The sequence below is a fragment of the Rhodococcus sp. C-2 genome (genome assembly GCF_027854095.1).
GTDB lineage: Bacteria > Actinomycetota > Actinomycetes > Mycobacteriales > Mycobacteriaceae > Rhodococcus_F > Rhodococcus_F qingshengii.
The window spans coordinates 212,134-238,204 of record NZ_JAQGFI010000002.1 but is presented as its reverse complement, the minus strand read 5'-3'; the positions used below and the strand labels follow the sequence as shown (position 1 = coordinate 238,204).

At 62.9% G+C, this 26,071-nt stretch carries 24 protein-coding genes; 19 read left to right on the top strand and 5 right to left on the bottom strand.

Annotated elements, in window-relative coordinates; genetic code table 11:
* Window position 1 precedes the first annotated feature (1 nt).
* The 5 genes from PCS43_RS04865 to nagB are packed head-to-tail and all read left to right on the top strand — an operon-like array spanning window position 2 to window position 4,296.
* Window positions 2-931, top strand: a complete 930-nt coding sequence (locus PCS43_RS04865; RefSeq protein ID WP_007734314.1) for an ROK family protein — start codon at window positions 2-4, stop codon at window positions 929-931.
* Window positions 928-1,635 (top strand): N-acetylmannosamine-6-phosphate 2-epimerase, encoded by a 708-nt coding sequence (locus PCS43_RS04860; protein ID WP_209911405.1) that lies wholly within the window; start codon window positions 928-930, stop codon window positions 1,633-1,635. Before PCS43_RS04865 ends, PCS43_RS04860 begins: the two co-directional genes overlap by 4 nt.
* Window positions 1,632-2,324: an SGNH/GDSL hydrolase family protein gene (locus PCS43_RS04855; protein ID WP_209911410.1), complete on the top strand. Its 693-nt coding sequence runs from the start codon at window positions 1,632-1,634 to the stop codon at window positions 2,322-2,324. The genes PCS43_RS04860 and PCS43_RS04855 overlap by 4 nt, the downstream gene beginning before the upstream one ends.
* On the top strand, window positions 2,324-3,505 hold the full coding sequence (locus PCS43_RS04850; protein ID WP_042449511.1) for an N-acetylglucosamine-6-phosphate deacetylase: 1,182 nt from the start codon (window positions 2,324-2,326) through the stop codon (window positions 3,503-3,505). The genes PCS43_RS04855 and PCS43_RS04850 overlap by 1 nt, the downstream gene beginning before the upstream one ends.
* Window positions 3,506-3,516: 11 nt before the next feature.
* Window positions 3,517-4,296 (top strand): glucosamine-6-phosphate deaminase, encoded by a 780-nt coding sequence (gene nagB, locus PCS43_RS04845; protein ID WP_042449513.1) that lies wholly within the window; start codon window positions 3,517-3,519, stop codon window positions 4,294-4,296.
* Window positions 4,297-4,305: 9 nt separating this feature from the next.
* Here the strand turns inward: nagB and PCS43_RS04840 are convergent, their stop codons facing one another.
* The 3 genes from PCS43_RS04840 to PCS43_RS04830 form a co-directional block, all read right to left on the bottom strand.
* Window positions 4,306-5,937: a long-chain-fatty-acid--CoA ligase gene (locus PCS43_RS04840; RefSeq protein ID WP_209911413.1), complete on the bottom strand. Its 1,632-nt coding sequence runs from the start codon at window positions 5,935-5,937 to the stop codon at window positions 4,306-4,308.
* 61 nt (window positions 5,938-5,998) lie between these two features.
* Window positions 5,999-7,120 carry an acyl-CoA dehydrogenase family protein gene (locus tag PCS43_RS04835; protein ID WP_058039188.1) on the bottom strand — a complete coding sequence of 374 codons (1,122 nt, stop codon included), beginning with the start codon at window positions 7,118-7,120 and terminating at the stop codon, window positions 5,999-6,001.
* Between the two features lie 12 nt (window positions 7,121-7,132).
* Window positions 7,133-8,314 (bottom strand): acyl-CoA dehydrogenase family protein, encoded by a 1,182-nt coding sequence (locus PCS43_RS04830; protein ID WP_003945878.1) that lies wholly within the window; start codon window positions 8,312-8,314, stop codon window positions 7,133-7,135.
* 265 nt (window positions 8,315-8,579) lie between these two features.
* On the opposite strand from PCS43_RS04830, the gene PCS43_RS04825 reads away from it, so the two are divergent.
* The 12 genes from PCS43_RS04825 to PCS43_RS04770 all read left to right on the top strand — a co-directional run bounded on the left by PCS43_RS04825 (window position 8,580) and on the right by PCS43_RS04770 (window position 20,523).
* Window positions 8,580-8,771, top strand: a complete 192-nt coding sequence (locus PCS43_RS04825; protein WP_007734330.1) for a ferredoxin — start codon at window positions 8,580-8,582, stop codon at window positions 8,769-8,771.
* Between the two features lie 109 nt (window positions 8,772-8,880).
* Window positions 8,881-9,798 carry a 3-oxoacyl-ACP reductase gene (locus PCS43_RS04820; RefSeq protein WP_007734334.1) on the top strand — a complete coding sequence of 306 codons (918 nt, stop codon included), beginning with the start codon at window positions 8,881-8,883 and terminating at the stop codon, window positions 9,796-9,798.
* Window positions 9,799-10,300: 502 nt separating this feature from the next.
* Window positions 10,301-11,065: an MlaE family ABC transporter permease gene (locus tag PCS43_RS04815; protein ID WP_209911416.1), complete on the top strand. Its 765-nt coding sequence runs from the start codon at window positions 10,301-10,303 to the stop codon at window positions 11,063-11,065.
* A 64-nt stretch (window positions 11,066-11,129) separates the two neighbouring features.
* Entirely contained in the window at window positions 11,130-11,981 is an 852-nt protein-coding gene (locus tag PCS43_RS04810; protein ID WP_003945759.1) for an MlaE family ABC transporter permease, read from the top strand.
* A gap of 11 nt (window positions 11,982-11,992) precedes the next feature.
* On the top strand, window positions 11,993-13,177 hold the full coding sequence (locus PCS43_RS04805; protein ID WP_042449518.1) for an MCE family protein: 1,185 nt from the start codon (window positions 11,993-11,995) through the stop codon (window positions 13,175-13,177).
* Complete coding sequence (locus PCS43_RS04800; protein WP_007734337.1) at window positions 13,177-14,196, top strand: MCE family protein; 1,020 nt, start codon at window positions 13,177-13,179, stop codon at window positions 14,194-14,196. The genes PCS43_RS04805 and PCS43_RS04800 overlap by 1 nt, the downstream gene beginning before the upstream one ends.
* The gene (locus tag PCS43_RS04795; RefSeq protein ID WP_021342936.1) at window positions 14,193-15,251 is read left to right on the top strand and encodes an MCE family protein; all 1,059 of its coding nucleotides are present in this window, start codon (window positions 14,193-14,195) and stop codon (window positions 15,249-15,251) included. The genes PCS43_RS04800 and PCS43_RS04795 overlap by 4 nt, the downstream gene beginning before the upstream one ends.
* Window positions 15,248-16,552, top strand: a complete 1,305-nt coding sequence (locus PCS43_RS04790) for an MCE family protein (protein ID WP_007734341.1) — start codon at window positions 15,248-15,250, stop codon at window positions 16,550-16,552. Before PCS43_RS04795 ends, PCS43_RS04790 begins: the two co-directional genes overlap by 4 nt.
* Window positions 16,552-17,799 (top strand): MCE family protein, encoded by a 1,248-nt coding sequence (locus PCS43_RS04785; protein ID WP_007734342.1) that lies wholly within the window; start codon window positions 16,552-16,554, stop codon window positions 17,797-17,799. The genes PCS43_RS04790 and PCS43_RS04785 overlap by 1 nt, the downstream gene beginning before the upstream one ends.
* On the top strand, window positions 17,796-19,190 hold the full coding sequence (locus PCS43_RS04780; RefSeq protein WP_019747002.1) for an MCE family protein: 1,395 nt from the start codon (window positions 17,796-17,798) through the stop codon (window positions 19,188-19,190). The genes PCS43_RS04785 and PCS43_RS04780 overlap by 4 nt, the downstream gene beginning before the upstream one ends.
* Window positions 19,190-19,978 (top strand): hypothetical protein, encoded by a 789-nt coding sequence (locus tag PCS43_RS04775; RefSeq protein WP_209911418.1) that lies wholly within the window; start codon window positions 19,190-19,192, stop codon window positions 19,976-19,978. Before PCS43_RS04780 ends, PCS43_RS04775 begins: the two co-directional genes overlap by 1 nt.
* Entirely contained in the window at window positions 19,975-20,523 is a 549-nt protein-coding gene (locus PCS43_RS04770) for a twin-arginine translocation pathway signal (protein ID WP_209911421.1), read from the top strand. The genes PCS43_RS04775 and PCS43_RS04770 overlap by 4 nt, the downstream gene beginning before the upstream one ends.
* 88 nt (window positions 20,524-20,611) lie before the next feature.
* Here the strand turns inward: PCS43_RS04770 and PCS43_RS04765 are convergent, their stop codons facing one another.
* Window positions 20,612-22,075, bottom strand: coding sequence for an alpha,alpha-trehalose-phosphate synthase (UDP-forming) (locus PCS43_RS04765; RefSeq protein ID WP_085989962.1), 1,464 nt, complete (start codon window positions 22,073-22,075; stop codon window positions 20,612-20,614).
* A gap of 103 nt (window positions 22,076-22,178) precedes the next feature.
* A complete protein-coding gene (locus tag PCS43_RS04760; RefSeq protein WP_164490548.1) occupies window positions 22,179-22,352 on the bottom strand; it encodes a hypothetical protein in 174 nt (57 codons plus the stop codon).
* A gap of 156 nt (window positions 22,353-22,508) precedes the next feature.
* On the opposite strand from PCS43_RS04760, the gene PCS43_RS04755 reads away from it, so the two are divergent.
* Together PCS43_RS04755 and PCS43_RS04750 are read left to right on the top strand one after the other, a co-directional pair.
* A complete protein-coding gene (locus PCS43_RS04755; protein ID WP_161120925.1) occupies window positions 22,509-24,263 on the top strand; it encodes an ABC transporter ATP-binding protein in 1,755 nt (584 codons plus the stop codon).
* 11 nt (window positions 24,264-24,274) lie between these two features.
* Entirely contained in the window at window positions 24,275-26,062 is a 1,788-nt protein-coding gene (locus tag PCS43_RS04750; protein ID WP_374192588.1) for an ABC transporter ATP-binding protein, read from the top strand.
* Window positions 26,063-26,071: the final 9 nt, after the last annotated feature.

Sequence of the window (26,071 nt, the reverse complement as noted above, 5' to 3'; positions counted from 1 at the left end):
CATGACATCTGGGCAGAAGCGATGGATCGGTATCGACATCGGCGGCACCAAAGTGGCTGCCGCGGTGGTGACGTCCGACGGAGACGTGATCGACACCGTTCGTGCGGCAACACCGACGGCGGGTAGGGAAGCCGTTCTCGGGACCGCTACCGCGTTGATCGACCGTCTGAGGGCGAATCACACGGTAGCCGGAATCGGAGTCGGTGCACCGGGAATCATCGATCGGGTGCGTGGCCGCGTCGTCTTCGCCTCCGACATTCTGTCCGGATGGAGTGGCGCCGAGGTTCGCGGAGAACTCGAGGCACACTCAGGCCTACCGGTGACGGTGGACAACGACGTGCGCGCGATGGCTCACGGCGAGAACATGATCGGCGCCGGTCGCGGTCGAACCTCTGCACTGTTCGTCTCGATCGGTACCGGAATCGGTGGCGCGTTGACCGTGGGCGGTCAGCTGTACCACGGTGCCCACGGAACAGCCGGCGAGCTCGCGCATCTGTTGGTTCCGGTCTCCGGGGCGATAGGTTGCGGTTGCGGCAGAACCGATCACCTCGAGGCAGTCGCGTCTGGCCCGGCGATGGCAGCCGAGTACGCAGCGCGGGCGGGTGTGCCCACTCAACCGTTACAGGCAGTGGTGGCGCTCATGCACTCGGGCGATCCGATCGCCCGTGCCGTGGTCTCCGACGCCGGTACTCTGCTGGGCCGCGTCCTGGCCGGCATCGCGACTGCATTCGATCCCGAGGTGATCGTCATCGGCGGCGGCGCAGCCCAGATCGGAGCCGACCTCCTGTCTCCGCTGACGTCCGCTTTCCGGGTGGAAGCGATGGGCCCCATTGCCGAAACCGCCATTCTTCCTGCCCGTTTGGGGACCGATGCGCCGCTCGTCGGCGCTGCGCTCCTGGCCGCCGCAACACGAATCGAGGTAACACCGTGACTGTCGAAGAATTGCTCACGATGATCAGCGGGAAGCTGATCGTGTCCTGTCAGGCCGGACACGGCCATGCCCTGCGCGACACCGGGACCATCGAGAGGATGGCCCGCGCTGCGGTCGACGGGGGAGCGGTGGCTATCCGCTGCGGCGGTGTGGGCGGAACCCCGGATGTCGCAGCAGTCGTGTCGGCAGTGAAGGTACCGGTGATCGGTTTGACGAAGATCGGCTCGGAGGGCGTGTTCATCACGCCGACAAGGGAATCAGCCCTCGAAGTCGTGGATTCGGGTGCGCAGATCGTGGCTGCCGACGCCACGCTGCGACCTCGTCCGGATGGGCTGACCTTTGCCGACACCGTCGACGCGGTCCATGATCGCGGCGGCCTCGTCATGGCCGACTGTGGAACACTCGAGGACGGCGTCGCTGCCGCCGCGGCGGGCGCCGACGTCATCTCCAGCACACTGGCGGGATATACCGAGAACAGCCGACGGCTGGCCGGCCCGGACCTGGAGCTGATCTCGGAACTGCGGCAGGCACTTCCAGATGCAGTCCTCATCGCCGAGGGGCGGTACCACAGCCCGGAGGATGCGGCACGCGCCATCGCCCTGGGTGCAGACTCGGTGGTTGTCGGAACCGCAATCACGGATCCGGCGTTCATCACGTCGAAATTTGCAGCCGCAGTATCGGGCGCCGGAAGGCAGAGGGTGTGACCCCGACGTCGAAGGGTTTGAAGTCCAGGACTGCTGAACGGATTCGACTGGAGACTTTGCTCGTAGACTCCTCGACGCCGATACGGTGGGTCTTCACCGGCGACAGCATCACTCAGGGATTGATGCACACCGACGGTCATCGAAGTTACGTCGAACACTGCGCCGAGCGCATCCGTGGTGAGCTTTCCTTGTTCAACCACGTCCTTGTCAACACCGGGGTGAGCGGCAATCGATCCTCCGATGTGCGTGCGGGTTTCGCACACCGCATCGAGGTGTTCGAACCCTCGGTGGTGTTGATCATGCTCGGTACGAATGACGCATTGGATGGCGAAGAAGGACTGGAGCGGTTTCGAGACGACCTCTTGGACACGATCTTCCGGACACGAGCGATCGGTGCGGTGCCGATCCTGCAGACGCCGCCACCGATCGACGTCGAGAATGCGCCCACCAGAGCGGGATTGGTTCAGTACGTCGAGGTCGTGCGGCAGGTTGCCGCCTCGACGCGCGTGGTGTTCGTCGACCACTACGCGCAGTGGACGGCCCATTCTCCCGAGGGCCCACCGCCGGCTCTCCTGGCTGACGCATTCCATCCGAACGAACAAGGGCACTACGTGCTCGCGGACGCCGTGCTCCGTGAGTTGTCGATCGCGGATACCGAAGTTCCCGTTGTACCGCAGGTGATGTCGTGATGCATCGTAGACAAATTCTTCGTGGACAACTGGTGACCGGTGGGCAACTGCTTCCGGACGGTGTCGTCGAGATTTCCGGTGATCGTGTGGTGTGGGCCGGGCCCGCGTCGCAGCGAACCGACCCGTTACCCGAACGGGCAGCTGCGGGGACAACGATCATCCCGGGGTTGGTGGACGTTCACTGCCACGGCGCCGGCGGATTCGGTTTCCCCGAGGCAGACGAGTTCGGATCCACCGTGGCTGCCGATCACCACCGGACGAACGGCACGACCTCGGTGATCGGCTCGCTCGTCTCCGCGCCGCCGCAGATCCTGCGCAGTCGCATCGAGCTCCTGGCAGGACTGGTGGACGAGGGCACGCTGGCCGGAATTCACCTGGAAGGTCCATTCCTGTCGGTACTCCGTTGTGGCGCCCAGGATCCCGACAGCATTCTCGACGGCGACCCGGCTCTGCTCGAGTCGCTGCTCGAAGCCGGCCGCGGGCACATCCGCTCGATGACGATCGCTCCGGAGACAGCACACTTCGGCGAACTTGCCTCATTGCTGGAGCGTCACCGGGCCGTCGTGAGTATCGGACACACCGATGCGTCCAACCCGATTGCGACACGTTCGATCGCACACTCGGCGCATGCACCGCTCAGTGCCACTCACCTGTTCAACGGTATGGCTCCGATGCATCATCGCGCTCCCGGCGCAGTGGCGGCGTGTCTTGCCGCGGCCGCGAAAGGACAGATGGTGGTCGAGTTGATCGGGGACGGAGTACATCTCGCCGACGAGACGGTGGCGACGGTGTTCGATCTGGTCGGTCCGCATCAGATCGCGTTGGTCTCCGACGCGATGGCTGCGGCGGGAATGCCCGACGGGCGCTACCCACTCGGACCTCTCGACGTCGACGTGGTCGGTGGCGTGGCGCGGCTGGCCGGCCAGGGGGACACGGCCATTGCCGGCGGGACGAGTCGGTTGATGGACATTGTCCGCAGAGCCGTCAATCACGCGGGCGTCGATCTGCTTTCGGCTGTCATCGCAGCGACGGCAACGCCTGCTGCGCTGATGGGGCTGGCCGGAATAGTCGGCGATCTCGTGCCGGGTTGCCGGGCCGATCTGATCGTCACCGGTCCAGAACTCGAAACGCGCGCCGTCATGGCCGCTGGGAACTGGCTCATGAACTACACCGAAAGCTGAGGAATCAACCGATGGAAATTGTCATTGTCGACAGTGCGGAGGCGGCCGGCACCGTTGTTGCCGACGTCTTCGAACACGCGGTGCATTCAGGTGCACGGACTTTGGGCCTGGCGACAGGATCTTCACCGCTCTCGGTGTACCGCGAACTCGCGCGCCGTCACCGCGAGGAAGGGTTGAGTTTTGCCGGCGTGCAGGCGTTCCTGTTGGACGAATACGTCGGCCTGCCGGAAGGCCATCCGGAGTCGTATGCCCAGGTGATCCGCACCGAGCTGGTGAATCACCTGGACCTGGACGCGGCAAGGGTATTCAGCCCCGACGGAACCGCGCCGGATCCATTTGCCGCCGCGGCGGCCTACGACCGGGCGATTGCGTCGAATGGTCCGGTGGACGTTCAACTTCTGGGCATCGGCGGCAACGGTCATATCGGTTTCAACGAACCGACGTCCTCACTGAATTCGAGGACCAGGGTCAAGACGCTGACGGAACAGACTCGAACCGACAACGCCCGATTCTTCGAGAGTCCGGACGACGTACCACGGCACGTGATCACCCAGGGCCTCGGAACTATCTGCGAAGCAAAGCATCTGGTGATGATCGCGACCGGCGAGCACAAGGCCGCTGCGATTGCCGCTGCCGTCGAGGGGCCGCTGGCCGCGGTGTGCCCGGCATCGGTCCTCCAACTGCATCCACACGCGACAGTGGTGATCGACGAGGCAGCGGCGTCACAGCTTCGGCTCACCGAGTTCTACAAGACGGTGTCGGCGCACAAACCGCTTGCTCAGCACTACTGAGACATCGGACTAGACGGGCTCTCGCGTTTTCTCGAGTCCGAGTGCCATTTCGGGAGTGAGTAATTGGAAGTCGGATTCCCCACGCCGACGGATCCACACCGGATCGGAGGTGTTCCAGCGTTCGGCGCTCTGCGTTCGAGTGACCACCTTGAACGTCGCCGTTCTCGGGAACTCACTGCACACTCGGATCAAGGTCGGCTTCTGCTTCGGCCCGAGTTCCGGCCGGGAATCGATGTATTCGGCTACGGCTGCCGGGTCGAAGTTGTCGACATCGCCGACCGGAATCACCGACGCCATGACGCGGTCGCCGACGTCGCTGTCGAGGACTGCGTACACGGACACCTGCGCGAAGCCCGGGTAACCGACCAGGGAGCGTTCGATGGGTGCGGCACCGATGTTCTCGCCGTCCACTCGCAGCCAACCGGAACTGCGTCCCGCGAAGTAGACGTAACCGTCGACGTCGGTGTACGCCAGATCGCCACTCCAGTACTGGCCGTTGCGCATTCGCTCGGCGTCGGCTTCCGGGTTCTTGTAGTACCCGGCGAATGTGCCTGGGCCGGTGACATTGACCAGTTCACCAGTTGCCTCGTCGGCGTTGGTGATCCGGCCGTCGGCATCGAAGACTGCAGGCGGGCATGGCGCTCCGGTCTCGGGATCGAGGATCTTGACGCCGTCCGGGAGCAGTCCGAGGGCGCCGGGCCGGGGAACCGGTGCCGCGGAGATCGAAATGCCGCCCTCGGTGGAACCGAACCCGTCGATGACGCGAGCGTCGAAGCGCCGGACGAAGGTGGCGACGGCGGGCGCCGAACCCTCGTTGCCGTACATGATCTTCAAGGTGTTGTCCCGCTCGTTCGGCACCTCGGGGGTGGAAGCGATGAAGGACAACGGCTTTCCGACGTAGTTGGAGTACGTGATTCCGTACTTGTGAACGTCGGGTAGAAAACCCGAAGCGGAGAACTTGCGTCGCATGGCAATTCCCGCACGAGCGTGCAGCGCGACCGTCCACGCCGCCATCATCGCGTTGGAATGGAACATGGGCATCGCCATGTAGACGACGTCGTCGGCGCCGAGCCCGAAACGATCGGCAAGCATGACGCCGGGAGAGGCCAACTTGTGGTGCGTGCACCGAACCGCTTTGGGATCACCGCTGGTTCCGGAAGTGAAGATGAGCATCAACAGATCGTCGGGCTGCGCCGTCGACGCGTAGGCCGGCGTATCGGCGAAGGGCGCCAACAATTCCGCCCAGGCCGGAGAATCCACGTTGATCACCCGGACGTCGCCGAGATCGATGTCGTCGAGTAGATGTGCCTGGTTGTTCTCGGTGAAGATGACCTGGCAGTCGGAGAGCGCAATGTCTCGCGCCAATGCCGGGCCGCGCCTGGTCGTGTTCAGCCCGGCGGCGACCGAACCCGAGAACGATGCCGCTCCGAGCAGCAACGAGAACTCGGGGACGTTCTCCATCAGAAGTCCGAAATGCCTGGGGCGCGTTCGATCGAGCAGCGTGTCCAGCAGCGCTGCTCGATCGAACGAGCCTTGAACGTGCTCGCGCCAGGTGATGACCTGGTCCTCGAAACGGATACCGCGGTCGTCGATCTCGCTGACTCCGAGGAGTAGATCGGAAACAGTGGGGCTCTGACTCATAGCTGCATCATCATCGATTCGTCTCGGACCAGGTCATGGATTTCCACTCGGTGGGACGCACTCAGGCAGGGACTGCGGCAAGTACCTTGCCGAGCGCGCGAAGCTGATCCGTTGCGTTGCCGAGCAGGAACTCGTGATGCTTGGCCGCGAGGAAGTAGCGGTGAACCGGGTGGTCCTCGTCCAGACCGACACCGCCGTGAACGTGAACCGCAGTGTGCCCGACACGGTGTCCCGCATCTGCAGCCCAGAACTTGGCCGTCTGTACAGCGCCGTCGGACGGAAGTCCTTCGCTCAGACGCCACGCGGCAGCCCACAGAGTCAGACGAACACCCTTGACGTCGATGTATCCGTCTGCGAGGCGCTGGGCCACTGCCTGGAAACTACCGATCGGTCGACCGAACTGCACACGCTCGGTGGCATATTCGGCGGTCAGCTTCAACGCTTGATCGAGCACTCCGTACTGGTAGGCGGTCGAACCGAGCTGAATTCGCTCGACGATCCACGCCGCGATGTCCGATCCCTGGGCAACCGAGCCGAGAACACGATCGGCCGGGATCTGCACCGAATCGAATTCGACGAGACCCGCGCTCGAGAAATCTGTGGTCGATTGCCTGGTAATGCTCACGCCCGCGTCCGACGGTTCGACGAGGAAGACCGCGACGCCGTCCTCGGTGATGGCGGGGACGAGGAACAGATCTGCGAGCGGTGCACTGTCGACGGTGATCTTGGCTCCGTCGATGCGCCAACCTTCGGCGGTCTTCTCGGCACGCGTGATCGGGTGCGCCGGGTCGTCGTTGTATTCCTCGGCGAGGGCCGCGGTGAGTATCTTCTCACCGGCAGCGGCAGCGCTTGCCCAGTCGTCGCGCTGCTTGTCCGAGCCGAATTCGGCTATCGCTGCGGCGGACCCGACGATGGACGTCAGGAACGGAACAGCTGCGACGCCGCGGCCAAGTTCGGCCAGGATGCTGCACTGCTCGAGGACACCGAATCCGTCGCCGCCCACCGATTCCGGAAGGGCCGCACCGAGGACGCCGGCCGAAGCCAGCGCATTCCACAAGATGGCGTCGAAGCGGTCTTCCGCGGCGTCGAGTTCACGAAGGCGATCGTTGGTGACCAGTTCGGTGACTACGGATCGTGTCAGGCCGGACAGGTCCTGCTGGGCCTCGGTAAGGGTGAATTCCATGATCGTGGGTCCTTATCGCTTCGATGCGGGAAGCCGCAGAGCTGTCATTCCGATGATGTCGCGTTGCACTTCGTTGGTACCGCCGCCGAACGTCAGGATCAGCGAAGAACGATGCATACGTTCGATGCGGCCGCGCAGAAGGGCGCCGGGGGAGTTCTGCCTGATCGTGGCGGAGGATCCGAGGATTTCCATCAGCAAGCGGTAAGCCTCGGTGGCGAATTCGGTACCGAACACCTTGTTGGCGGACGCAGCTTCGGGGCCGGGAGCGTGATCGGTTGCGGAGGCGATTTCCCAGTTCATCAACTTCAGGTACTCGGCTTTGGCATGCACGCGAGCCAGATTGATCTGCACCCATTCCTGGTCGATCATGCGTCGGCCGTCGGGCAGCTTGGTGTTCTGTGCCCACTCACGGACCTCACGCTGCGCGGTCAGAATCGGTCCGGCCGAGGTGAGGGCAACGCGCTCGTGGTTGAGCTGATTGGTGATCAGTGCCCAGCCGCCGTGTTCCTGACCCACGATCGACGACGCCGGGACCCGTACGTCCTGGTAGTAGGTGGCGCTGGTGTCGGGGCCGGCCATGGTGTGAACCGGTGTATAGGAGAAGCCTTCTGCCGTGGTGGGGACGATCAGCATGCTGATTCCCTTGTGCTTCTTGGCTTCCGGATCGGTGCGGCACGCCAACCACACGTAGTCGGCGTACTGGATCAGGCTGGTCCACATCTTCTGCCCGTTGATGACGTAATCGTCACCGTCACGGACCGCCGACGTGCGCAGAGAGGCCAGGTCGGTGCCGGCCTCGGGCTCGGAGTAGCCGATCGCGAAGTGGAGCTCACCGCGAGAGATCTTGGGCAGGAAGAAGGCCTTCTGCTCGTCCGTACCGAAATGCATGATTGTCGGCGCTACCGAATTGATCGTCAGGAACGGCACCGGCGCACCGGCGATGGCGGCTTCGTCGGTGAAGATCAGCTGGTCCATCGCGGAGCGTTCCTGTCCGCCGTACTCTTTCGGCCAACCCAGGGTGAGCCAGCCGTCCTGGCCCATCTGCGCGACGACTTCGCGGTACACATTGCCTTCGCCGTACTCACCCGTCGTGGCGGCGAGCGCTTCACGCCGCTCGGGAGTCATCAGTTGTGCGAAGTAGGCACGCAACTCCTCCTGGAGCTGTTGCTGCTCAGGGGTGTAGGTGATGTGCATGGTTACCTCTCCATAGAGATACGAATCAAAGCGTCAACCATTCGATTGACACAGGTTCTATCGATGCGTTCATCGGCGACAAGGGGCGCCCTCGCCGTCTCCGGCGGATCGTTCGACGTCCGTTCTCGGTACTTTTTCGAATCATTGCACACGACTGAAACAGGTTCTAGTGTTATCGCCAGGAACGGTGTGCGGCACAGCCCTGCGGCACTCGTTTCGTATCCGTGTTCGTGTGAGCAGTTGTGAGTAGAGAAGAGGAATCGCCATGGAGGTCAGGGTTGATCTGGACCGTTGCGAGGCAAACGGTGTGTGCGTCGGGATCGCGCCCGATATTTTCGACCTCGACGACAACGAGGAGCTCGTGATCAGTTCTGTGCGCCCACCGGAGGATCGCTGGGAGGATGTCCGTTCCGCGATCGCTCAGTGCCCGCGCGCGGCACTGACCGAACATCCGTGACGATGGTTGCCCAAAACAAGAACACGTTCTAAAGTTGCGAACTCGTGGGTCACGGCAATCGAGCCGGGTAACTCGACACACGACCGCAGAGAACCGGGAGAGCGCTTCGATGAATGCTGTGAACAGCCCAGAAACCAGTCTCGAAGGCAAGGTCGCCATCGTGACCGGTGCCGGATCGGGGCTCGGAAAGTTCGAGGCCATCGGTCTGGCGAAGGCCGGTGCGTCGTTGGTCGTCAACGATCTGGCCCCGAACGAGGCCGTCGAAGCAACGCTCGAGGAGATCCGCGGTCTCGGCGCCAAAGTCGAATTCGTGGCAGGCAACGTCGGTGAGCGTTCTACCGCCGACGCACTGATGGAAGCAGCGCAGGGGCAGTTCGGCAGTGTCGATATTGTCGTCAACAATGCCGGCGTCGTACGCGACCGGATGCTGTTCAACATGTCCGACGAAGACTGGGATCTGGTACTCGAAGTTCATCTTCGCGGCCATTTCCTCCTGTGCCGCAACGCCGCTGCCTACTGGCGGGCGAAATCCAAGGAAGCCGGGGCGCCGGTGTACGGGCGCATCGTCAACACTTCTTCGGAGGCGGGCCTTCTCGGACCGGAAGGGCAGCCCAACTACGGCGCTGCAAAAGCCGGAATCACGGCGCTGACGTTGTCGGCCGCACGTGGGCTCTCGCGCTACGGCGTACGGGCCAACGCGATCTGCCCGCGGGCACGGACGTCGATGACCGAAGGTGTGTTCGGTGACGCGCCGGCCGACGGCATCGATCCGCTCTCGCCCGAGCATGTGGCATCGCTCGTCTCGTACCTGGCATCACCAGCGGCCGACGCCGTCAACGGTCAGGTATTCGTGGTGTACGGACCGATGGTTGCGCTGATGGCGGCGCCCGTCGTCGAGCAGAGGTTCGATGCAGAGGGAGATTCCTGGTCGCCGGAAACGCTGTCCGCAGTGATGGGTGACTACTTCGCTGACCGTGACCCGGCAAAGATGTTCTCGGCATCGGCGGCCCTGCGCGCGTTGGGCTGATCGACGGCGCTGATTCTCGGGTGCGCGACACGTAGAACCGTTGTTCACACTCAGACGGTCTACGTGTCCACTTCCTGGTAGAAATAGCGTGTTCACGAGTCGGTGGGCGCGGCAGTTTGCCTGCGTTCTGTAACGAGACCAACGGTCTCGAAAAAACTGGACTGTGTTCCAATTTTGCATTCCTGCGAACGATGCGATATTCGATCGGCGTGCCCAGTCAAGGCTCTCGCATGGCTGAATTGCGAACCTGGCGCCGAAAGGCGCCGATCATTCAAAAGTATTAATTTCCAGGATATTTCGGCGAAAATCACATCGAAAAGGGATGCTTCCCATGTCTCCGATCTTCCGGTTTCGGATCGGCGCAGTGAGGCTACTCCTCAGAGTTGGACACTTGTTTTTGACAGGTGAACACGTTCTAGTTAATATGACCTGAGTCACAAGCTGTCGGGGGCTGGACTATGAGAACAGACAGTACTGCGGCAACCAAGGACGAGGAGGGCGAATGGTAGACCTCGTCGAGGTGCCATTACGAGCGGTCGGTGGCTTCTTTCAGATGTCCGCCCAAACCTTGAGGGCAGTCTTCTCCCGCCCTTTCCAGCGGCAAGAGTTCATCGATCAGGCCTGGTTCGTGGCCCGAGTCTCGATGGTGCCGACGGTGCTGGTCGCAATGCCGTTCACTGTGCTGGTCAGCTTCACCATCAACATTCTCTTGCGCGAGATCGGTGCAGCCGACCTCAGTGGTGCCGGAGCTGCCCTCGGCACCGTCACGCAGGTCGGCCCCATCGTCACCGTGCTGATCGTCGCCGGCGCCGGCGCAACCGCCATCTGCGCGGATCTTTCGGCCCGAACCATCCGCGAAGAGATCGACGCCATGAAGGTGCTCGGGATCAATCCCATCCACCGGTTGGTCGTTCCCCGAGTGCTCGCGTCGACAGGTGTGGCGCTGCTCCTCAACGGACTGGTCTGCACCATCGGCATCCTCGGCGGTTTCGTCTTCTCCGTGTTCATCCAGGACGTGAACCCCGGCGCCTTCGTCAACGGCATCACACTGCTCACCGGATTCGGTGAGCTCATGCTCTCCATGGTCAAAGCAGGGCTGTTCGGCATGATCGCCGGCCTGGTTGCGGCCTACCTCGGACTCAACGTCAAAGGCGGCGCCAAGAGCGTCGGTGACGCGGTCAACCAGACCGTCGTGTTCGCATTCATGGCGCTCTTCGTCGTCAACGTGCTCATCACGACCATCGGTATCAAGTTGACGGCCGGATGAGGCCCACGGCAGTCGGAGAGATCGAAGTGGACAGAACGACAAACGACAGACGGGAGGAGATCTGATGGCGTTGGCCGCAGCGGGACGCTTCCCGCGCACACGTCGACAGATCGGCTCGATCTCTCGCAGTATCGACAGCATCGGTGATCAAGCGCTGTTCTTCGCGAAGGCTCTCGGTCACGCTCCCAAGGCGCTGATGCGCTATCCACGTGAAACTCTGCGACTGATCGCCGAGATCAGCATGGGCACCGGTGCGCTCGCCGTCATCGGTGGCACCGTCGTGATCGTCGGATTCCTGACACTGTTCACCGGTGGCACCATCGCCGTTCAGGGCTACAGCTCGCTGGGCAACATCGGCGTCGAAGCACTGACGGGCTTCTTCGCCGCCTTCATCAACGTTCGCATCGCAGCGCCGGTCATCGCCGGAATCGGCCTCGCCGCGACCATCGGCGCCGGCTCCACCGCGCAGCTCGGTGCGATGCGCGTCTCCGAAGAGATCGACGCGCTGGAGACGATGGCGATCCCGTCGATTCCGTATCTGGTCAGCACCCGCGTCATGGCCGGCATGATCGCGATCATCCCGCTGTACTCACTGGCGGTCATCGCGTCGTTCGTCGCCAGCCGCTTTGCGACGGTGTTCCTCTACAACCAGTCCGGCGGCGTGTACGACCACTACTTCACGACCTTCCTGATACCCACGGACATACTGTGGTCGTTCGCCCAGGCGATAGTCATGGCGCTGGCCGTCATGCTCATCCACACCTACTACGGCTTCAACGCAACCGGTGGCCCGGTCGGCGTCGGTGTCGCGGTGGGTAACGCAGTGCGCGCCTCGTTGATCGCGGTCGTCACGGTCACCCTGCTCATCTCACTCGCCATCTACGGCGGGTCCGGCAACTTCAACCTGTCGGGATAGGCGGGCAAGCGATGACCGTACCCAGATGGCACAAGAAGTTGGCCGCAGCCGGCCTGGTCCTCGGACTCGTGGCGATCGTCGCCGTTGCTCTCACCATGTTCTCGGGTGGGTTCACCAAGAGCACGCCCATCACCGTGACGTCCACGCGTGCCGGCCTCGTCATGGAACCCAATGCCAAGGTGAAGTTGCGCGGAGTGCAGGTCGGCCGCGTCGAATCGATCTCCCTCGACGGGGACCAGGCAAACCTGAAGTTGGCGATGGACCCGGGCCAGATGTCGAAGATTCCGTCGAATGCCCGGGTGGAGATCAAGACCACCACGGTGTTCGGTGCGAAGTACGTCAACATCGTGATCCCCGACGATCCGTCGACCCAGCCGATCCAGGAGGGTGCTGTCATCGCTTCGGACAGCGTCACCGTCGAGTTCAACAGTGTCTTCGAACATCTTTCGGACGTACTCGCGAAGATCGAACCGGAAAAGCTCAACGCCACACTCGGCGCGATCTCCACCGCACTCAACGGGCGCGGCGAGTCGCTGGGTGAGGTTCTCGAGCTCGGTGACACCTATCTGAAGAAGATGAATCCGGTTCTGCCGCAGCTCCAGGAAGACTTGGTCGGCGCCGCCGATGTCACCAATCTGTACGCCGACGTGGCACCGGATCTGATGCGCATTCTCGACAATGCCACCGCGACAAGCGGATCGATCGTGGCCGAGCAGGCAAACCTCGACTTGCTGTTGCTCAACGTCACCGGCCTCGCGGACACCGGCAACGCGTTGTTGACCGACAACGAGCAGAACCTGACCACCGCCCTCGACACTCTGACCGCGACGACGACCCTGCTCGACAAGTACTCGTCAGGTCTGACGTGCTTCATCGTCGGGTTGAACGACGGCCGGATCAAGTTCGAGCCACTGGCAGGCACCGGGGACAAAGCGGCGCTGATGCTGAGTGCGAGCTTCATGTACGGCGCCGAGGCGTACCAGAATCCGCAATCTCTCCCCAAGGTCGCGGCCTCCGGCGGACCCAATTGTTATGGTCTGCCCGAATTCGATCCGAAGGTCGACGGGCATGCACCGTTCGCAGTCACCAACACCGGCAACGTGCCCTTCGTTCCCAACACCGAACTGCGCGTTACCGTGCCGACCATTTTCCAGTATCTCTTCGGTGACTCCTACGAGCAGGAAGACGGGAAGTGATGAGACCGACCACGGTCAAGCTGCTGATTTTCACCGTCGTCATGGCGGTCATCTTCGCCGGACTGGCGATCGTCTTCAGTCAGGTGCGCTTCAGCAGCAGCAACGGATTTCACGCCACCTTCTCGGACGTCTCGGGACTCAAGTCCGGCGACAAGGTCCGCATCGCCGGTGTTCCGGTCGGGTCGGTCACCGGAGTGTCCATCGGTGACTCCAACCAGGCCGAGGTCGAGTTCGACGTCGACACCAAGTACTCGCTGATGAAGAGCACCAAAGCGACTGTGCGCTACGAGAACCTGGTGGGCGATCGCTACATGGAACTGCTCGAGGGCGCCGGTTCCACCGAGACGCTTCCGTCGGGAGGATCCATTCCGGTCGATCAGACGTCGCCCGCTCTCGATCTGGATCTGCTGCTCGGCGGATTCAAGCCGCTGCTTCGTTCGCTCGACCCGCAGCAGGTCAACGACCTCTCCGGGGCCCTGCTGCAGGTACTCCAGGGCCAGGGCGGAACGCTGGTTTCGTTGCTGGGAAACACCAGTTCGTTCACCAGCACGTTGGCGGACCGAGACCAGCTGATCGGGGACGTCATCACCAATCTCAACGATGTACTCGGCACCATCAACGACAAGGGCGATCAGTTCTCCACCACGATCGATCAGCTCCAGCAGTTGGTCAGTGGATTGGCGAAGGACAGTGGCCCGATCGGTAATTCGATCACCGAGATCGCCGGTGCCACGGGAGATCTCGCGTCGTTGCTGCAGGCGACACGTCCGGACATCCAGACGCTGATCGGGGAGACCAACCGAACGATGACGCAGCTGGACCTGGGCAAGGACGACATCAACACCGCTCTCGATCGTCTGCCGTCCGACTACCGGAAGCTGATCCGAGTGGGCACGTACGGAGCGTTCTTCCAGTTCTATCTGTGCGCCAACACTTTCAAGTTCTCCGGACCTGACGGAACGACGATCATCTTGCCCACGGCAGTCCAGGACACGGGAAGGTGCGCAAAAGTCTCATGACCCCTACCCGTGAACGTAATCCGGTACAGATCGGTGTCATCGGTCTCGTCCTGGCGGTGGCAACCGTCGGTGCCACGCTTCAATACGATCAACTCCAGTTCATCAACGGCGGCATTCGCTACTCGGCGTACTTCCAAGATGCCGGCGGCTTGGTCGCCGGCGACAACGTGACCATGGCCGGCGTGAATGTCGGCAAGGTCAGCGACGTCGAACTCGACGACCAGAAGGTACTGGTCACCTTCACCGTTCAGGACGGCGTCGCCCTGGGCGAGCAGACAGCGGCCGATATCAAGACCAACACGGTTCTCGGCCGAAAGTCGTTAGCGGTGCGGCCGGAAGGATCCGGACTGCTGCGGACGGACACGCCGATTCCTATCGAGCGCACCAACTCCCCGTACTCGCTCAACGACGCTCTGGGTGACCTCGGGACAACGGTGTCCGAACTCGACACGGAACAGATCAACGATTCGCTCAACGCGATCTCGGACACCCTGGCCGATACTCCGCCAGAACTTCGCACCGCATTGGACGGAATGACGCGGCTTTCGCAGAGCATCAACTCACGCGACGAGAGCCTGCTCCAATTGCTCTCGCGGGCCGAAGATGTCACCAAGATCCTTTCCGACAGAAGCGGTCAGATCGATTCGTTGCTGGTCGACGGCAACAAGTTGTTTGCCGAACTGAGCTTGCGGCGTGACGCGATCAGCGAACTGATCGTCAACACCGGCGCAGTCTCACGTCAACTGTCAGCGCTGGTGCAGGAGAACGAGGCCCAGATGGGGCCGACCCTCGAGAAGCTGAATTCGGTCGCCGAGGTTCTCCAGCAGAACAAGGACAACATCGCGGGAGCGCTCGACGGACTCGGACCGTACATCACCGCGCTCGGTGAGACCGTGGCCAGCGGCCCGTTCTTCGACGCCTTCATCATCAACATTCTGCCGAGCAACTGGTGGAAGACCCTGGTGGACACCAGCGTCGCGCCCGAGCAGGTTCCGGGCGACCTGGAAGACTTCTTCCCCGGTATTCCACCGACGATCAGGGGGCCGGGAGAATGACCGAGACCATGACTTCACAGGATCCACAGGGCTCCACCAACCCACGCAAGAAGTGGGTGCTGATCGGAGCGGGTGTGCTGGTCGCTCTGCTCGTCGCCGGTGCGGCCTACCTCTTCATCCCTGGCCTGGGCAAGACCAAGATCTCCGCGCACTTCGTCTCGACCACCGGTCTCTACGAGGGCGATGTCGTGCGAGTGCTCGGTGTCAACGTCGGCAAGGTGACCAAGATCGAACCGCGTGATCGGGACACCTACGTCGAGATGAAGATCGATTCGAGCGTCGACGTTCCGGCAGATGCCAAGGCGCTCATCGTTGCTCAAAGCCTCGTGTCCGCACGTTTCGTGCAATTGACCCCCGTGTACTCCGGCGGGGAACAGATGCCCAACGGCGGCGAGATCCCGATCGAGCGCACCGCCGTTCCGGTGGAGTGGGACGAGATCAAGACCGAACTGACCAAACTGTCGGACGCACTCGGACCGGAGGGTCTGGACGATCAGGGTTCCCTCGGTCGATTCATCGACACCGTGGGAACGAACCTCGACGGTAACGGTGAGTCGATTCGGTCGACGCTGCGCGAACTCTCGGCCACGATGCACACGCTGTCCGAAGGCCGGACCGATTTGTTCTCCACCATTCGGAACCTGCAGGCGTTTGTCACTGCGTTGTCCTCGAGTAACGAGCAGATCGTGCAGTTCAGCGGTCACCTCGCTTCGGTGACAAGCGTTCTCGCAAGCAGCTCCGACGAGTTGGGTACCGCCCTCAGTGATCTCGACCTGGCCGTCGGCGACGTCCAGCGGTTCGTCAAGGACAACAGCGAGGGACTGAGCGAATCGGTTGCGCGTCTCGCCGATGCCACTCAGGTACTGACTGACAAGCGCCCGGAGATCGAGCAGGTTCTGCACTCCGGACCGACGTCGCTTGCCAACTTCTATCAGATCTACAAGCCGGCTCAGGGCAGTATGACCGGCGCAATTGCACTGAGTAACTTCAAGAATCCGATCCAGTGGATCTGTGGTTCCATCGAAGGTATCGAGAGTGGTAACTCCCAGAACAGTGCCGACCTGTGTAAGCAGTACCTCGGGCCGGTGCTCAGCACCATGATCGGCAACTACCCCGGATTCCTGTTCAACCCGGTCGCGGGCGTGCAGGCTTTCCCGGATCAGATCGTCTACACCGAGCCGGGATTGGAAGCGGCAAGTCAGAATCAGCCGGAAACCGTCGCAGGACCGATGTCAGGTGCTCCCATGACGAGTGTTCCCAAGGATCTCGCCGAACTCTTCAACATGGGCGGAGGGAACTGATGCGGGTAGCTCGCAAGACCACGGTTGCGGTGTTGGCCACGGCAGTGGCTCTCGGCGCCAGCGGTTGTGAATGGAACGGTCTCAACTCGGTGCCGATGCCAGGCACTCAAGGCCGGGGCGAAGGCGCATACGAGGTTCAGATCGAGATGCCGAACGTGACTACGCTGTCGCAGAATTCGCCCGTCCGGGTGGATGACGTGGCAGTGGGAAGCGTTTCGAACATCGAGGTTCAAGGCTGGCACGCTCTGGTGACGGTGTCGCTGAATCCCGAGGTTCAGTTGCCGGCCAACGCGACGGCAAAAATCGGTCAGACCAGCTTGCTCGGCTCTCAGCACATCGAGTTGGCGCCGCCGGTTGGAGAAGAGCCCGAGGGCCGACTCGAAGCCGGTGACCTGATTCCGATCGAGCGAGCGGGCGCTTACCCGACGACGGAACAGACGCTGTCGTCGCTGTCGGTTGTTCTCAACGGCGGCGGTCTCGCTCAGGTTCAGGACATCACGAAGGAACTCAACGCCGCTCTCGGTGGGCGTGAAGATTCCGTTCGAGACCTCCTGCCTCAGCTCGATCAGCTGGTCGGAAGTCTGGACAAGCAACGAGGCGACATCGTTTCGGCGATGGAAGGACTCGATCGACTGTCCTCGACCGTCCAGGCACAGCACGACACCTTGAACAAAGCGCTCGAGGGTATTCCGCCGGCACTCGAGATTCTTGTCGCTCAGCGTCAGGACATCACCAACGCGTTGACCTCCCTCGGTGGTCTCAGCGAGGTGGCCAGTCGCGTCATCCAGGAGAGCGGCGACGATTTCGCGACCAACGTTCGGGCTCTTTCGCCGACTCTGAAGGCCTTGGCGGATTCGGGTAACGCTCTCACTCAGGTTCTCGGAGTCCTCTTGACGTTCCCGTTCCCACAGAACGGAATCGACAACGTCATCCGCGGTGACTATGCCAACCTGGCGATGACCATCGACATCTCGCTGCCCCGACTCGACGCGAACTTCCTCACCGGAACTCCGTTGGCCGGAACACTCTCCGGACCAGAAGGCGTGTTGGGTAAGCAGGCGGGGCTCGCCGGACAGACAGGCAACCCGTTGAGCGATCCGCTCAAGCCTGCCGCACCGCCGGCACAAGCTCCCGCCGGACAGGCTCCCGCTGCGCAGGCCCCGGCAGCGGATCCGAATACCATTCAGATTCCGGGACTTCCGCCGATCAACATTCCAGGACTTCCTCAGGGGGCACCGGCACCATGATGCTCACAAAGTTCGTCCGTATCCAGCTCACCATCTTCGCCGTCTTGACGGTTGTCGGTTTGATCGTGATGGCCACTCAGTACGTGCGTGTTCCGGCGATGGTCGGTATCGGCCGTTACGACGTCACTGTCGAATTGCCCGCCACCGGTGGGCTGTACAAGAACTCGAACGTCACCTACCGCGGTCAGACCATCGGCGTCGTGAACGCGGTGGAGTTGTCGGAAACGGGCGTGAATGCGCGACTGTCTCTCGAGAGCGGCGTCAAGGTGCCCTCGGACGTCGACGCTGCGGTCAAGAGTGTGTCGGCGATCGGCGAGCAGTTCGTCGATCTGATTCCGCACACCGACAGCTCCGGAGCGATCGTGGTCGACGGGCATCTGGAAAACGGATCGGTGATTCCCGAAGACCGAACCAGCATTCCCCAAGATGTCGGCGCGATGCTCGATCAGGCAGATCTGTTGCTGCAGAGCATTTCCGACACCAAGCTCAAGACCGTCATCGACGAATCCTTCAAGGCGTTCAACGGTGCCGGCCCGGATCTGCAGAAGCTGATCGACTCGGCTCGGCTGTTCGTCGAGGAGGCGAACAACAACTCCGACGCGACCAAGACCCTGATCGAGCAGGCCGGTCCACTCCTGGACACTCAGGTGGTCAGCAGCGATGCCATCCGTTCCTGGACAAGCAATCTGGTGACGTTCACCGATCAGCTCCGAGCCAGCGACCCTGATCTGCGTGCCGTCATCCAGAAGGGGCCGGCGGCAGCGGCGGAGGCGAATGCTCTTCTGCAAGACATGCAGCCGACATTGCCGATTCTTCTGGCGAACCTCGTGTCCGTCGGACAGGTCGGCGTGATCTACAACAACGCGATCGAGCAGATTCTGGTCATCTACCCGCCGCTGGCCGCAGCGCTGGTCACGGTGGCAGGCTCCGGCCCGGCTGCGGATGGTGCACTGGTGGACTTCCACATGGAGGTCAACGACCCGCCGCCGTGCACTACAGGATTCCTGCCCGCAGAGCAGTGGCGCAGTCCGAAGGACGAATCACCGATCGAGACGCCGTCGGATCTCTTCTGCCAGGTTGCCCAGGATTCGCCGATCGCCGTGCGCGGCGCGAGAAACCTTCCCTGCGAGGAGTATCCGGGACGTCGTGCGCCGACGGTCGAACAGTGCCGTTCCGGCTACGTACCGATGGGCACGAACCCGCAATCCGGGCCTCCGGAACCGATTACCGCGACCCCGAGCTCGTACACGTCGACGCCTTCGGTCTCGGCTCGTCGGTACGATCCGATTACAGGCACGTACATCGGGCCGGACGGAAGGACGTACTCGCAACCGAATCTCGGTGGCGGCGACGTCAGTCTCGAACAGTTCATGAAGGGTCAGCAGGGTTGATGACAGACGAAGATCCACAGGCCGGGCAGCGGGTGCGCCGTCGCGCGTCTCGCAGCGCCGGACCCACGGGTGCGGATGCAGACGCTGCCGCGGTAGTAGTGCCCACCGAAAAGAAGTCGGCCGAACAGAAGTCGGCTGAGCAGAAGCCAGATGAGCAGAAGGCGGCGGCGCCAGTTGCTTTGGGCAAGCCCGATACTCCACCTGAGAAGGTCGTCAGCGGTGATCAGGTCGCGACCAAGGCCGAGCCGACCGGTACCGCCGAAACCCCCGCAGAAACTGCTGTGGACACCCCTGTTCGTTCGAAGCCCAAGGCCGGGTTGGTAGTCGGGATCGCCGTTGCTTCGGTGATCGCTGTTGCTCTTGCGGCCTTGACGGTGTTTCTTCTCGTCGACCGGAACAAGGCGTCCAATGCCGACGAGGACCGAGCCCGCTACGTGGCCGGTGCCCGGACCACCGCACTGAATCTGACGACACTGCACGCGGATACAGCGGCTGCCGACCTCGACAAGTTTCTCGCCGGCACCACCGACGAGTTCAAGTCGCAGTTCGACGGACGCAAGGATTCGTTTGTCAACGTCCTCGGGCAGGCCGGAGTTCAAACCGACGGCGAGGTGCTCGAGGCCGGGTTCGAGAAATCCGACGGCGATTGCGGGACTTCATTGGTCGCGGTGCGCGCGATGCAGAAGAACGGCGACGAAGCGCCCGCCGAACGCAACTACCGACTCCGAATCACCATGTGCGGCGTCGACGGGCAGTTGCTTGCCTCGAATGTGGAGTTTGTGCCATGACCCCAGAAGTGAACCCCGAGACGTCCAAGCAAGTTTCGCCGAAGCCGAAGCGCGCCGCACCGCTCGCCATCATCCTGTGCGTCATCAGTGCAGTGGCCATCGCGTTGGCGGCAGTGTCGGCGTATCTCTACTTCGGTCCGGACGGAACGCGTGACACCGCAGCGATCGATCAGACCAGAGACGAAGTGGCACAGGCCTCTTCCGATCAGGCGGTTGCGATGTTCCAGTATGACTACAACAACGTCGATCAGCAGTTGCACGCGGCCACAGACGGTTTGACGGGCGATTTCCAGGGCACGTTCACCAACCTGATCGAATCGGTGATCATTCCGGGAGCCAAGGAAAAGTCGCTGACCGTTCAGGTAGTCGTCCAGGGTGCCGCGGTTCTCGACGCCGAGGCAGACAGCGCGACGACGATGCTGTTCCTCAATCAGATCACGACGTCTTCGGAATCGCCCGAAGCCGTTGCCAGTGGCAGTCGCGTGAAGATGAGTCTGGAGAAGCAGGACGGGCGTTGGCTCGTGAACAACGTCCAACCCTTCTGATCAAACACACGAAGGCTGGAGTCGGGTACGAAAGAGGCTGGGGCCGCGGAGATTCACTCTCCGCGGCCTCAGCCTTTGTGCACTGTCCTCAGTGGTCTTGTGCTTCGGCCGGGGCGATCAGCGCCGGGCCTGCGGCACCGCCGTGTGCGAGCGCGTCGAGGAACGAGCGCGCCCAGCGGTCGACGTCGTGCGTCAGGACCTGACGACGTAGCGCACGCATGTGGCGCCGGCCGTCCTCGCGCGGTTGATTGAGGGCCTTCTCCATCGAATCCTTGACGTCGTCGAGGTCGTGAGGATTGCACAGGAATGCCTGGCGGAGTTCTGCTGCGGCACCGGTGAATTCGCTGAGCAGCAATGCACCACCCAGATCACTGCGGCAGGCGACGTATTCCTTCGCGACGAGGTTCATGCCGTCACGCAGCGGCGTGACGAGCATGAGATCGGCGGCGACGAAGAACGCGACCAGTTCGTCGCGTGGGATCGGCCGATGGATGTAATGGACGACGGGGCGGCCGACTTCGCTGAACTCGCCGTTGATCCGGGAGACCTTCTGCTCGATGTCTCCGCGCATCTGTACGTAGCTTTCGACGCGTTCGCGGCTCGGGGTCGCCAACTGCACCATGACGGTGTCGGCGGGATCGATGCGCTTCTCCATGAGAAGTTCGTGGAGCGCAGCGAGCCTGACGTCGATGCCTTTGGTGTAGTCGAGGCGGTCGACGCCCAGCATGATGTGCTTGGGGTTTCCGAGTTCTTTGCGAATCTGCTTGGCGCGGTCTCGAATTGCCTTGGTGCGCGAGAGCTCGTCGAGCTTGCCGGAGTCGATGGAGATAGGGAAGGCGCCGACGCGGACGCTACGGAAACCTACTTGCACCACACCGAGTTTGGAGCGGACGCCGACGGTTCCACGTGAAGTCTGTTGCCCGGCAAGGCGTCTGGCCAGGTACAGGAAGTTCTGTGCGCCACCCGGAAGGTGGAAGCCGATGAGGTCGGCGCCGAGGAGGCCTTCGACGATCTCGGTGCGCCACGGCATCTGCATGAACAGCTCGACCGGGGGAAACGGAATGTGCAGGAAGAAGCCGATGGTCAGGTCGGGGCGCAGCATCCGCAGCATCTTCGGTACCAACTGCAGCTGGTAGTCCTGGATCCAGACTGTCGCGCCCTGTGCCGCTGCCTTGGAGGTGGCTTCGGCGAATCGCCGGTTCACCTCGACGTAGGCGTTCCACCATTCGCGGTGGTACTCGGGTTTGACGATGACGTCGTGATAGAGCGGCCAGAGGGTGGCGTTGGAGAATCCCTCGTAGTACTCGTTGATCTCCTCGGCGCTCAGCGGCACGGGGTAGAGCTCGAGTCCGTCTTCGACGATGGGGTCGAGCTCGGCGTCCGCCACCCCCGCCCAGCCCACCCACGCGCCCTGATTGCTGCGCAGGATCGGCTCGAGAGCGGTGACCAGTCCGCCGGGGCTTCGCTTCCAGCGGGTGGTGCCGTCGGGAAGCCGTTCCAAGTCGACGGGCAGGCGGTTCGCTACGACAACGAACTCAGCCTGACCGGACACGGCTTCACCGGTCGAAGAAGCAGGTGCGCTGTCAGAAAGGGTTGAACTGGTCGAATCCGGACTGACAGGCACGTGGTTCCTTCTCGGTCGGTGAGGGAAAGATTCAGTCGAGCTTGGCGGCGGGGGAGATACCGAGCATCGAGAGCAGCATCCTGCACTCGTCGGCATCTTCCGCGTAGGCAGCGACGACGCGCTGTGCCTGACGAGCAGTTTCGTCCGCTACGGGCTCGAGGTCCTCGTCCGCGATCTCGGTTTCGACGGTCGTGTTCTCAGCCATCATGTTCCTCTCGTGCTTGCCTGCACGGCGCAAGCAATGGTTCTTACTCGCGACTCTATGAGAACTGGGCGTGTCGACGCTAGTTGCTCATGTATTAGGGTCGACTTACTTATCTCTGTACTCAACTTTATCGCTTCCATCGATGCTTGGAGTTCCATGAGTTCGACCCCCTCGAGTGTGACCGTCGACTCGGACGAGCCGGATAGTGGCAATCACAGCGGTGCTGCGATTTTGCGACGTGTCCTCGTCCGTAACCGTGGTCCGCTCGCCATCGGCACGGTTCTGGTCTGTCTGCACCAACTGACCGAGACGGCGGTGCCGATCTCCATCGGTGTGATCATCGACCGTGCGGTGGAGACTTCGGACACCACGGCCCTGATCGTCTCCATCGTCGGTCTCGCGGCTCTCTTTCTCGTTCTGACGGCCGCCTGGCGCTTCGGCGCACGCTTCATCGTCACCGCGATGCAGCAGGAGGCTCATCGCCTCCGGCTCGAGGTGGCGCACCGCGTCCTCGATCCGCGTGGGGTGCGCACCGATCTGCGTTCGGGTGAATTGCTGACAGTCTCGACATCCGATGCCGAGCAGACTTCGTGGATCGCGGACATCGTCCCGCGCGCCGCTGCGGCCCTGACAGCTGCGGTGGCGTCGGCGGTGGCGTTGGTGTGGATCGACCTCTGGCTGGGGCTGGCCGTTCTGATCGGAACGCCGGTCATTCTCGGTCTGCTGCAATTGGCGGCGCCTCTCATCACGTCGAGGGCCACCGGTCAGCAGGCGTCGATCGCTCGGGCGTCGGCGATGGCTACGGATCTGGTCAGCGGATTGCGTCCGCTGCGCGGTGTCGGCGGCGAGAAGACCGCGTCGGCGCGCTACCGCACGGTCAGCCGTCAAGCGCTCGCATCGACGATCGGCACGGCCAAGGCGACCGGTATCTACACCGGCGTTGCCGCGACCGTCAGTGCGTTGCTCGCGGTCGGTGTTGCGGGCTTCGCGGGATACTTCGCGTTGCAGGGCCGGATCACGGTCGGTGAACTGATCACCGTGGTGGGGCTTGCGCAGTTCATCATCGAACCGCTCGGCTTGCTTGCGTCCATTCCCGGATACTTCGCGGTGGCGCGAGCGTCGTCGGATCGACTGGCACTGGTCTTGGACGCGGAGCCACTGCGTGGCGCGGGTTCGCAGACCGAACTCGAAGGCACCGACCTGACTCTCGACGGAGTCGAGTACAAATCGCTCAAGGGCATCGATCTGCATCTGCCTGCCGGAGAACTGCTGGGCGTCGTGGCTTACCAGCCGCAGGACGCCGACGCCCTTGTCGCGGTCCTGTCCGGTCAGCTGGCGCAGGACGCGTATCGCGGAGTGGTGAGGGTTGGCGGAATCAGCCTGTCCGACATGGACTTGCGATTGGCACGTCGGACGGTGTTGGTGGAGCCGCACATCACCGATCTGTTTTCCGGGTCGCTTGCGTCGAACGTCACCGCGGGCGCCGGTGATGGCGCTGCTCTCGACATCCAGAGCGCTCTGGTGGCGTCGGCAGCGGCGGATGTCGTCGATGCACATCCGGACGGTCTCGACCTCGAAGTGACCGATCGGGGCGCCAGTTTGTCGGGAGGCCAGCGGCAACGCGTCGCCCTCGCGCGCGCCTTGGTGGCACAGGCACCCGTGATGGTCCTGCACGATCCGACGACGGCGGTGGACGCGGTGACCGAGGCGTCGATCGCCGAAGGAATCGCAGAACTGCGGCACGAGGGTGCCAGTGGCATCCACACGACGGTATTGATCACCAGCAGCCCCGCCTTGCTGGCCGTGACGGATCGGGTGATCGTGTTGAACGACGGAGTGATCGCCTCGATCGGCACACATTCCGAACTCTCTCGCGGCGACGCGAACTACCGAGGAGCGGTGCTGCGGTGACGGCCACGGACATGACAACCGAAATGCCGGCCGGGGAGAACGCCGAGAAGGTGACAGAGCGCGAGTTGTTGCCGATCGCGAGTGGTCGCCAGACCTGGAGGTGGTTGCGGGCGGCGTTGGCCGAACACCGGATGCAGAGCCTGCTGGTCCTGATCGTCGCGGCTTCGGCGTCGGCGATGGCCCTGGTGCCGATTTACGTCTTCGGTGTCCTGGTCGACCGGGTCCGGGAGAACGCGCCCACGTCGACGATCGTCGGGGTGGTCGTGATCATCGCCGCTGCCGCAATCGTGGGCGGTGTGTTCACCGGTGTGGCTGCCTATCTGATCGAGCGGCTCGGTGAGACGATCCTGGCGGATCTGCGAGAGCGGACCGTGGACCGGGCACTGCGACTGCCGATCCAGACCGTCGAGAAGGTCGGTAAGGGCGATCTGCTCTCGCGCGTCGGCGACGACGTGTCGGTGATCGCCAAGGCCGTGTCCGACGTGGTTCCCGGCATGATCGCGGCGGTTCTGCTCGTGGCTCTGAGCATGGTGACCATGCTCGGACTCGACTGGCGACTCGGTCTGGCCGGAATGGTCGCGCTGCCGATGTACGCGCTGGCGCTCAAGTGGTACCTGCCACGCTCGGCTCCCGTTTACGCAGCCGAGCGGGTAGCGATGGGCGCTCGTTCACAAGCGCTGATCAGCAGTCTCCAGGGTGCGAAGACGGTCCGTGCGTACAGCCTCGAGAAGGAACACCTCGGGCAGATCGATGCGGCGTCGGCAAAAGCGCGCGATCTGGCAGTCGGAGTGTTCGGCCTGTTCACGAGGTTCGCCGGTCGAGGTAACCGCGCCGAATTCGTGGGCCTGTCCATGATTCTCGTCGTCGGATTCCTGCTGGTCCGTGAGGACGTCGTGACAGTCGGCCAGACGACGACTGCTGCGCTGCTGTTCCACCGCCTGTTCAACCCGATCGGCTCACTGCTCTACACCTTCGACGAAGTGCAGTCGGCCGGCGCCAGCCTCGCGCGACTGGTCGGCGTCGTCGAGATCGAGGAAACGGAGCCTTCGACGGATGCAGGTTCCGTTCCGGCCGACGGTTCGCTGCGTCTGGATGACATTCGGCACAGCTACGACGGTGGTCATGAGGTTCTCCACGGAGTGAGCCTCACACTGCGAGCGGGGGAACGCGTGGCGCTCGTCGGTTCGACCGGAGCCGGAAAGACGACGCTCGCGGCGATCGCTGCCGGTTCGATCACTCCGACGTCGGGCCGGGTGTCGATCGGCGGTGTCCCGCTTGCCGACCTCGATGACCTACGACGCCACATCGCGATCGTGAGTCAGGAGGTTCATGTCTTTGCCGGACCTCTGATCGAGGATCTGAGATTGGCGGCTCCCGAATCCTCGGACGAGGACGTTGCCGCGGCACTGCGTACGGTCGGCGCGTACGAGTGGGTGGAGGCTCTCGACGAGGGAATGCTGACCGTCGTCGGCGAAGGCGGGCACGAGATGACAGCGGCGCAGGCGCAGCAGTTGGCTTTGGCGAGACTGGTGTTGGCCGATCCCGCCGTCGCCGTACTGGACGAGGCAACAGCGGAGGCGGGCAGCGCCGGAGCGCGGGAACTGGAAGCGACTGCCGACGCCGCTACGGAGGGACGCACCACTCTGGTTGTCGCACACCGGCTTACGCAGGCTGCGGGCGCCGACCGAGTGATCGTGCTCGAACACGGACAGATCGTAGAAGAAGGCCCGCACCGCGAACTGGTGTCCGCGGGCGGGCGTTACGCACAACTGTGGGCGGCCTGGGAAGGTCGCGACTGAGGGGTTTGT